At 41.1% G+C, this 6,863-nt stretch carries 6 protein-coding genes; 3 read left to right on the top strand and 3 right to left on the bottom strand.

Annotated elements, in window-relative coordinates; genetic code table 11:
* Positions 1–289, top strand: a 289-nt coding sequence (locus UC75_RS20570; RefSeq protein WP_228137147.1) for a Smr/MutS family protein, incomplete at its 5' end; no start/stop codon positions are given.
* A 10-nt stretch (positions 290–299) separates the two neighbouring features.
* Here UC75_RS20570 and xdhC read toward each other — a convergent pair.
* Genes xdhC through xdhA form a run of 3 tightly spaced genes read right to left on the bottom strand, consistent with a single transcriptional unit; the run spans position 300 to position 5,166 of the window.
* Positions 300–1,283: a xanthine dehydrogenase accessory protein XdhC gene (xdhC, locus tag UC75_RS07110; protein WP_049837145.1), complete on the bottom strand. Its 984-nt coding sequence runs from the start codon at positions 1,281–1,283 to the stop codon at positions 300–302.
* Positions 1,284–1,289: 6 nt separating this feature from the next.
* Complete coding sequence (gene xdhB / locus UC75_RS07115; RefSeq protein ID WP_049837146.1) at positions 1,290–3,665, bottom strand: xanthine dehydrogenase molybdopterin binding subunit; 2,376 nt, start codon at positions 3,663–3,665, stop codon at positions 1,290–1,292.
* A gap of 1 nt (position 3,666) precedes the next feature.
* A complete protein-coding gene (gene xdhA / locus UC75_RS07120) occupies positions 3,667–5,166 on the bottom strand; it encodes a xanthine dehydrogenase small subunit (protein ID WP_049837147.1) in 1,500 nt (499 codons plus the stop codon).
* 259 nt (positions 5,167–5,425) lie between these two features.
* Here xdhA and folE point away from each other — a divergent pair, with 259 nt between their 5' ends.
* Both folE and UC75_RS20575 read left to right on the top strand, forming a co-directional pair.
* Positions 5,426–5,974 (top strand): GTP cyclohydrolase I FolE, encoded by a 549-nt coding sequence (gene folE, locus UC75_RS07125; protein ID WP_001187844.1) that lies wholly within the window; start codon positions 5,426–5,428, stop codon positions 5,972–5,974.
* A gap of 149 nt (positions 5,975–6,123) precedes the next feature.
* Positions 6,124–6,863: serine hydrolase (locus UC75_RS20575; RefSeq protein WP_228137225.1), on the top strand; the 740-nt coding region annotated here is incomplete at its 3' end.

The raw sequence follows: 6,863 nt of genomic DNA on the forward strand, positions 1-6,863 counted from the left end.
GATGCGCTGGTTTGAAGCTGTAGATTTACACGGCTGTACTATTGAGCAAGCACGTGACGCAGTTTTACAAATTATTCAGATGGCAAAAGATGAAAATCAAAATGTCATCAAAATTGTGCATGGTAAAGGCCCAGAAGCGGTCTTAAAAACCTATGTCAACGGATGGTTACGTCAACACCGCGATGTTTTGGCATTTGTAAGTGCCCCTGAAAATCAAGGTGGCACAGGTGCTGTTCTCGTGCTGCTTAAACGTGCAGAAAAAAATCCAAAGTTCGAACAAAAGAAATGATCTTTTAGGATCATTTTTTTACATCAAACACCTGTAATAATTGAGCAACTACTGCAACGGCAATCGTTGCAGGTTGTTTCGATGAAATCCCCTCTATCCCGATCGGACAAACCAAACGTTGTAATGTTTCTGGGGTATAACCACGTATTTGCATACGTTTTTCAAAAATAGCCCTTTTACTTTTTGAACCAATCATTCCTACATAAGCAAATGGTTTTGCCGCAGGTTTCAAGGCTGAAAAACACAGTTGCAAATCTAATTGATGATCATGAGTTAAAATTAAAACTGCACCTGAACGGTCAAATTGTTCAATCTCGGCGTCTAATGTATCAGTCGTTAAACATTGCACCTGTTCCAGTAAGTCTAATGGGAAAATATCATCACGTAGATCAATCCATTTCACCCGAACACCAATAGGCAATAAACAACGGACAATTGCTTCCCCTACATGCCCTGCTCCACAAATCAGCACTTGCATGGCATAAGGTTGAATCTGCTGCCCAAATTGCCATTCTTCACTACTGACAGACGGAAACTCGAAACTTGATTGCTGGTCCATATCTATAGTCTGCCAAGTGGATGCATATTGATGTGAGACGGTACGCCATATATGCTTTCCGTCTCGCCATGCTTGCAAACTCGCAGATAAATCCGATGCGATCGTAGCGGGTGATATTTTTTCAAACAATAACCACATTACTCCGCCACAACACTGTCCCAGCCGAGCACTGAGGTTAAAGCGTTCAATACGCCTCACACAAGTTTGCGTTTCTTTTAACATTGCTTTAGCAATATCAATAGCCTGAAACTCTAAATGCCCACCACCGATCGTATCGGACTGCTGCCATTGCTGTTGTAAATTAAACCGCAATAACATGGTTGCACCAACCTCTCGTGGTGTTGAACCATCAGCGCGAACTACTGTGACCAATACCATAGGCAGAGCATCGACTTGCCACGCTACAAAATCAGTCCACCATTGTAAATGTTGCATAATTTTCTACATTTTAGCTTGTGGGCGGTCAGCCAAAGCTTGTCCTCGTCCAATCGCAATTGCACGTAAAATTTCCTCGGCAGTTGCCGGAGCATTGAGTACAAGCGGTGCATTTTCTGGAATAGCTGCCTGTACTGCCTGACGAATTGCAGAAAAAACAGATAATGCCAACATAAATGGAGGTTCACCTACTGCTTTAGAGCGGTAGATGGTGTCTGCCTGGTTTTGGTTATCAAACAGTTTCACATTAAAAATATGAGGAATATCCACACTGGTCGGGATTTTGTAAGTTGAAGGTGCATGGGTAAACAAGCGGCCTGCGTGTGGTCCTTGTGGCTGCCAATATAACTCTTCTGTGGTGAGCCATCCCATCCCTTGAACAAAACCACCTTCAATTTGCCCTATATCAATTGCAGGGTTAATTGACCGTCCAACATCATGCAAAATGTCGGCACGTAACACTTTCATTTCCCCAGTTAAGGTATCTATTGCAACCTCACTGACCGCTGCGCCATAGGCATAATAGAAAAATGGACGCCCTAAATGGTTGACCTGATCATAGTGAATTTCAGGCGTTTTATAAAAACCGCTGTCCCAGAGTTGTACACGCGCCATATATGCCCGTTGAACCAAATCAGGAAAAGTCCATGAATGACCATTCGCTGTTGAAACCATACTATCTTCAAAGTGGATTTGGTCAGCGTCACTGTCACTTATTTCTGCTGCAAGTTTTGCCAGACGCTCACGAATTTTAATACAGGCATTTTGCACAGCTTTACCATTGAGATCTGCGCCACTCGATGCTGCAGTTGCCGAAGTATTAGGCACACGAGAAGTATCGGTTGCAATTAAGCGAATGCTATCGATGGGTAAACCTAACTCATGTGCAGCGACCTGCCGTACTTTGGAATATAAACCCTGTCCCATTTCTGTACCGCCATGGGTAATAGAGACAGTACCATCCATATATACATAGACCAATGCACCAGCTTGATTGTAATGCACGGCGTTAAATGAAATGCCGAACATTAATGGGGTTAACGCAATACCACGCTTAATGATGTCATTGCTCTGATTAAAGGCATGAATGCTCTGTTTGCGTTTCGCATAATCACTACTTTGCAATAATTCGGCTACCAATTTTGGCGCAACATTATCACGGACTTCTGCCCCATAATGCATACGGTCACGTCCAGCACCGGGCTGCTCGGCAAAGAAATTACGTTGACGAGTTTCAACTGGGTCACAATCTAAATAACGAGCAATGTCATCAATAATATTTTCAATGACAAACATGCCTTGCGGTCCACCAAAACCACGATATGCAGTATTGGACACAGTGTTGGTTTTACAACGTAAGTTACGTAGCTCAACTGCATTTAAATAATAGGCGTTACCAATATGGCAAATCGCTCGTTCATTTACAGGCCCAGAAAGATCTGCCGAAAAACCACAGTTTGAAGCCAGTTGTACTTTTAAGCCTTGTAAAACACCACTGTCATCAAAGGCTACAGACCACTCATAAGCAAAACCGTGACGTTTTCCTGTAGCACTCATGTCATCATCACGATCTAAACGTAATTTACACGGACGGCCTGTTTTTTGTGCTGCCAAAGATGCAATGCATGCCCACTGCGCCGATTGCGACTCTTTACCGCCAAACCCACCACCCATACGGCGACTTTCCACACTGACCTGATGCATATTCATGCCTAATGCATGACAAATCAGTAACTGCATTTCGGTTGGATGTTGTGTCGAGCAATAGACTTTTAAGCTCTGATTTTCTTGTGGAATCGCATAGGAAATTTGTCCTTCAAGATAAAAATGCTCTTGGCCGCCCAGCTCAATCGCCCCAGAAAGTTGATGGGCTGCGTTTTGAAATGCCTGTTCAACTTCACCATGGCTAAATTCAACAGGCGGTAACACCCACGATTCTTTTTCAATCGCATCTTGAATCGTTAAAATTGGAGTTTCGGGCACATATTCAATTTTTGCTAAGCGAACTGCCTGACGGGCTTGCTGATAACTTTCGGCAACAACCACAAACAGGGCTTGTCCATAAAATTCAACCTGCTCTTCGGCAAAAATTGGGTCATCTTTTACAATTGGTCCCCAATTATTTTCAACCTCAATATCCTTTGCCGAAAAAACTGCATGGACACCGTCAGCCTGACGTACTGCATCCAAATCAAACTTACTGATTTTACCTTTGGCACAATTTGAAAATCCAACTGCCAGATGCAGAGTATTTTCAAGCTCAGGTAAATCATCAATATAAGTTGCCTGCCCAGTCACATGTAAATGGGCGCTCTCGTGTGGAATCGAGTCGCCTGCTTTAGCAGATTTTTTAGAAACTCTTAAGTCAATGGTTTGATTCATGTTAGATCTCCACCATAGCAATCAAGTCATTCACACGAGTAATCGTTTGAGACAGGGCTTTTTCTACATAAAACCGCTGTAAACAGTTTTTCGCGACGTGTAATCGATATGCCGAGCTAGCACGCCCATCATCTAAAGGTTGATAATCTTGCGACAATACCTCTTGAGCCGTAGCTATCAATTCTGCTGTAAGTTGCTGACCTTCCAATATGGCTTCTGCATATTTTGCACGTTTGGGAATAGCAGCCATGCCACCAAAAGCAATTCTGACATTATGAGCGACATGATGAGTATCGAACTCACATGAAATGGCCGCACATACCGCAGAAATATCTTGCTCAAAACGTTTGGCAATTTTATAGCTAGCAAATTTAAAACGCGTCTGCCCTTCACGAAGCGGAATAACAATCGCCTCAACAAACTCACCAAGCTGTAATGCTGTTTTTTGATAGTCTAAATAAAAGTCTTCCAAGGCGATTTCACGGGTCTGCTCACCTACACGCAAAATCAATTGTGTACCTAGGGTAATTAATGCCGGCATTGAGTCACCAATAGGCGAACCATTGGCAATATTTCCACCCAAAGTTCCTGCATTTTTAATCGGCATGGAAGCAAAACGGCGCTGTAATTCTTGAAAGTCAGGATAAAACTCTGAGATTTTGATGAGTGCATCACTCAAACTGACATTTGCCCCAATCGTTAAAGCATGGTCTGTGACTACAATCTTTTTCAGCTCATCAACCTGACCAATATAAAGCATATCGCCTAAATCACGCCCTTGCTTTGTTACCCACAAACCGACATCTGTGCTACCCGCAACAATACGCGCTTGCGGTAACTGTAAACGCAATGCGGCAAAATCCTGCAAAGTCTTTGGTGCAAAGAATTGTTGACCATGATCATTTAAATGTAATGCAGGTAAAGCTTGTATCTCTTTTAATACATCAATTATTTTTTGACGGTTTAATAAAACACGCGGATAGTCATATGCTTTTTGTGCTGCATCTAAAATAGGGCGATAGCCTGTACAGCGACACAAGTTTCCAGAAAGATAATCGCTGATTTGATCTTTGCTTGGCGACTGTTGCTCATTTTCATACATTGACCATAGCGACATGATAAAACCGGGCGTACAAAAACCACATTGTGAACCATGCATATCCACCATTGCCTGTTGTACTGGGTGAAGTGTTCCATCTAGTGCAGGCAATAAATTATGCAGATCTTCTACTGTAAATAGGGCTTTACCATCTAAAGTCGGTAAAAACTGAATACACGCATTCACACTGCGCAATTGCAGGTTGTCATTGACCAACTCACCAATCACTACTGTACATGCACCACAATCGCCCTCAGCACAGCCCTCTTTTGTACCAGTCTGGCGAGTCTTACCCGATTGATTATATTCTCGTAAAAATTGTAAGACTGTCATGGTGGGTAATACATTTTCTACTTGTTGCTGACTACCACGAAAAAAAAAGGTGATTGGACGTTCTGACATGTTTTATCCTTATGCTCTATAGTACGGCATATTTGCAAATATGATGCCATCAGGCGATATTTATAACTTACCTCTATTAGTTGCACATTTCATGCTCAAATAATTGACTATTAACGATAAAAAACATGAAATTTATTCACCATTTATCTAATGCGTGCCGAACAGGATAAATATAGTGCGACGAGTTATGAACATCAGGGCATGTTTCTGATACAATGCCGAGCTTGTCTAATAGAGTAAATTTATACGCCTTATGTCAATGCAGCAATCGTACGCAAACATTCTGACTGCCGTCGGTGAAGACCTTAATCGTCCCGGCCTTAAAGATACGCCTGTGCGTGCGGCTAAAGCTTTTTCATATTTAACTTCTGGCTATAGTAAAACTTTAGAAGAAGTCACCAATAATGCGGTTTTCCCATCAGATAACCATGAAATGGTATTGGTGAAGAATATTGAATTCTATTCGCTTTGCGAACATCATCTCCTCCCATTCTATGGCCGTGTTCATGTTGCCTATTTACCAGAAGGCAAAGTTCTTGGCTTATCTAAATTTGCGCGTATTACCGAGATGTTTGCTCGTCGTTTGCAAATTCAAGAAAATTTAACTCAGCAAATCGCTGAAGCTGTAGCTGAAGTGACTGGCGCACGTGGTGTGGCTGTCGTTATCGATTCAGCGCACATGTGTATGATGATGCGTGGTGTAGGTAAACAGGAATCTACAACTCGTACAGTTTCATTTGTCGGAGATTTTAAAACTGACAAAGAAGCACGCCGTGAATTTTTAAGTGCAGTACCAGAAAGCTACTAATCTGGTTGCTACTGCCAAAAAGCCCGACTCAGTTGGGCTTTTTTTTATATTTAGGTAAAGCACTTACTCTATAAAACATAACAATCAAATTATGAGATTTTTGTTATAAAAGTACACATCTTTAATTTTTAATAATTTATGAGTTAATCATGCGATTTAACAAAATTTCTTGCTTATTTTTATCCCCTCTTTTTATTTTTAATACCTCAATTTATGCAGGGAATACACCAAAAGAGCAAGAAATTAAGAAACTGGTTGATCAAAACTTTAAACCGTTATTAGAAAAATATAATGTGCCCGGTATGGCTGTTGGCGTCATCCAAAATAATAAAAAGTATGAAACGTATTATGGTCTACAATCCGTTCAAGATAAAAAAGCCGTAAATAGCAGTACCATTTTTGAGCTCGGTTCAGTCAGTAAATTATTTACCGCTACAGCTGGCGGATATGCCAAAACAAAAGGAACAATTTCTTTTAAAGACACACCCGGAAAATATTGGAAAGAATTAAAAAATACACCGATTGATCAAGTTAATTTACTTCAACTTGCTACTTATACAAGTGGCAACCTTGGCTTACAGTTTCCAGATGGAGTCCAAACAGATCAGCAAGTTTTAACTTTTTTCAAAGACTGGAAGCCTAAAAACTCAATCGGTGAATATCGACAATATTCAAATCCAAGCATTGGTTTATTTGGAAAAGTTGTTGCTTTGTCTATGAATAAACCTTTCGACCAAGTCTTAGAAAAAACTATTTTTCCAGATCTTGGCTTAAAACATAGCTATGTAAATGTGCCTAAAACTCAAATGCAAAACTATGCATTTGGTTATAACCAAGAAAATCAGCCGATTCGTGTTAACCCAGGCCCATTAGATGCACCTGCGTACGG

The sequence above is a fragment of the Acinetobacter sp. V2 genome, from assembly GCF_001188385.1.
GTDB classification, from domain to species: domain Bacteria; phylum Pseudomonadota; class Gammaproteobacteria; order Pseudomonadales; family Moraxellaceae; genus Acinetobacter; species Acinetobacter oleivorans.